The organism is Streptomyces sp. 8L (assembly GCF_020176795.1).
In the GTDB taxonomy this organism is placed as follows: Bacteria; Actinomycetota; Actinomycetes; order Streptomycetales; family Streptomycetaceae; genus Streptomyces.
The window spans coordinates 1-2280 of sequence record NZ_JAIUKE010000813.1; the positions used below are offsets into that span (position 1 = coordinate 1).

Annotated in this window: 1 protein-coding gene and 1 pseudogene; both read right to left on the bottom strand. The window is 73.8% G+C overall.

Features of this window, described 5'->3' with window-relative positions; translation table 11 throughout:
* Positions 1–161 precede the first annotated feature (161 nt).
* Positions 162–733 (bottom strand): annotated as a pseudogene (locus LCE31_RS39015) (ATP-binding protein).
* Positions 734–806: 73 nt separating this feature from the next.
* On the bottom strand, positions 807–1631 hold the full coding sequence (locus LCE31_RS39020) for a glycerophosphodiester phosphodiesterase (RefSeq protein WP_225022986.1): 825 nt from the start codon (positions 1629–1631) through the stop codon (positions 807–809).
* Positions 1632–2280 lie beyond the last annotated feature (649 nt).

Sequence of the window (2280 nt, forward strand, 5' to 3'; positions counted from 1 at the left end):
CGGCGGTACGGGGCAGGGGTCGTGCCCGGCACGTACGGGACGGACCCGATCAGGACCGGCGGGGAAGCGGCGGACCGGCGGCCGGCCGGCGACGCGTCAGCGGCGGATCGGGACCGGACGTCGCCGAGGCGGGCGGCGGCCGCTGGTGGTGCCGCGGGCGGTCAGCGGGATGTCGGTGTGCGGGTCGCCTCGGGGGCCGTGAGGTGCGCCCAGACCGTCACCTCGCCGGAGGCGCTGTCCCGGATGCCCCAGTCCTTCGCGAGCGCCGAGATGATCGTGAGTCCCCGGCCGCCGCGCGCCGTCAGCGAGGGGCGCGCGGGAACGGGCCTCGTCGGGCCGCCGCCGTCGGTCACCTCGACGGTCAGGCCGCCCGACTGGTCGAGGCTCCACGCGGCTCTTATCCCGCCGTCGTCCTCCAGGCCACCGCGTCCCGTCGGCCGCAGGGGCCTGCCGTAGCGGCACGCGTTGCTCAGCAGCTCCGAGAGCACCAGCTCGGCGTCCTCCACGACCGTGTCCGAAACGCCGCTCCGGCTGAGCTGGGTGCGCATCCGGTGCCGCGCCTCCCCCACGCCCGCCGGGCCGTGTGTCACGGCCACACTCGACGAAGTGGGCACTTCTTGTGCCACCAAAACAGCCACCCCCGAGACCTCCTTCGTCCACGCCACGGTGTGGATGCCCCATTGGCCTGGACCGGAAACCGGCCACAGGGCAGCGTTTGAGGCACTCGTGACATTCGGCCACGCAGCGAACACGCCGGTGCACTACGCGCCGAACCGACCAGGCGCGGCCCGTACGGTTTCCGGCCGCTATGAGTCGGTACGGCCGAGTTGTGAGAGGACCTGTTTCGGCCGGTTGGTGATGATCGCGTCGACCCCCAGCCGTACGCACAGCTCGACGTCCTCCGGCTCGTCCACGGTCCACACGTGCACCCGGTGCCCCGCGCGGTGCAGCCGCGCGATGTAGCCGGGATGGCTGCGCACGATCCGCACCCCGGGCCCGGCGATCCGCGCGCCCGCGGGCAGCCGCCCGTCCCGCAGCCGGGGCGAGATGTACTGCATCAGATAGACGGTCGGCAGCTGCGGGGCCGCCCGCGCGACGCGGTGCAGCGAGCGCGCCGAGAAGCTCATGACCCGGACGGACGAGGCGCCCGGACCCGCCGGTTCCGCGAGGCCGAACCTGCGCAGCGTCTCCAGCAGCCGCTCCTCCACCTGACCGGCCCACCGGGTGGGGTGCTTCGTCTCCACGGCGAGCTGTACCGGCCGGCCCGTGTCCCGGATCAGCGCGAGCAGCCGGTCGAGCGTCAGCACCGACGTGTACTCGGGGTCGCCCCACTCCGGGCCCTCCGCGCTGTCCGCGTACGCGGCGCTGTTCTTCCAGCCGCCGAAGTCGAGGGCCGCCAGATCCGCGAGTTCGAGGGCGGACACCGCGCCGCGGCCGTTGGAGGTACGGTTCACCCGGCGGTCATGCACACATACAAGATGACCGTCCGCCGTGAGCCGTACGTCGCACTCCAACGCGTCCGCGCCGTCCTCAAGGGCCTTCACGTACGCGGCGAGGGTGTGCTCGGGCGCGTCCTGGGAGGCTCCTCGGTGGGCGACGACCTGAATGCTGTGCTGCCGGGCTTGGGTCACCGCGCCATGGTCGCACCGCCACGGGGCAGACGGGTGAACGGCGGGACTTCCCGGCCGGTCGGGACGGCGGAGGCGGGTGGATGCATGGGGGCGCTCCGGCGGGCGGCTCGGACCGCGCTCGACGTGTGCCCTGGGACCGCTCCGGTGGGCCGTGCTCGACGTGCGCCCTCTTTGTTCCGTCCGGCCGGTCGGGAGGGCGGAGGTGGACGGGTGCAGGGGACCGCTCCGGTGGACCAAGGCTCGGACCGTGCTCGACGTGCGCCCTCTTTGTCCGGAGTAAAGGATGGCCAAAAGACGCACAGGTCCCGCTTACCGTGGCCCGACGTGCCGTGGGTAACCCTTAGCCGGGACACTTGCACAGCGCGGGACGCTTGCCGACGACAGACGTGGAACCGTGGAACCGAGGAGTAGAGAGCTGTGAGCACCGAGAACGAGGGCACTGCGGGCGAGGGCGCGGAGCCCCCCGCCACCCAGTCCGTACCTCCCGGGCCGGACACCTCTCCTGAGGGCACCTCCGCACCCGTGAGCACCCCGATGGGGGAGAGCTCAGGCACGACTCCTCCGGCCCCCCCGGCCGGGGCCCCCGGCGCGGGGGGGGGGGGGCGGCCGGCGCGCGCGCCCCCCCCCCCCCCCCGCCGCCGCCCGCCCC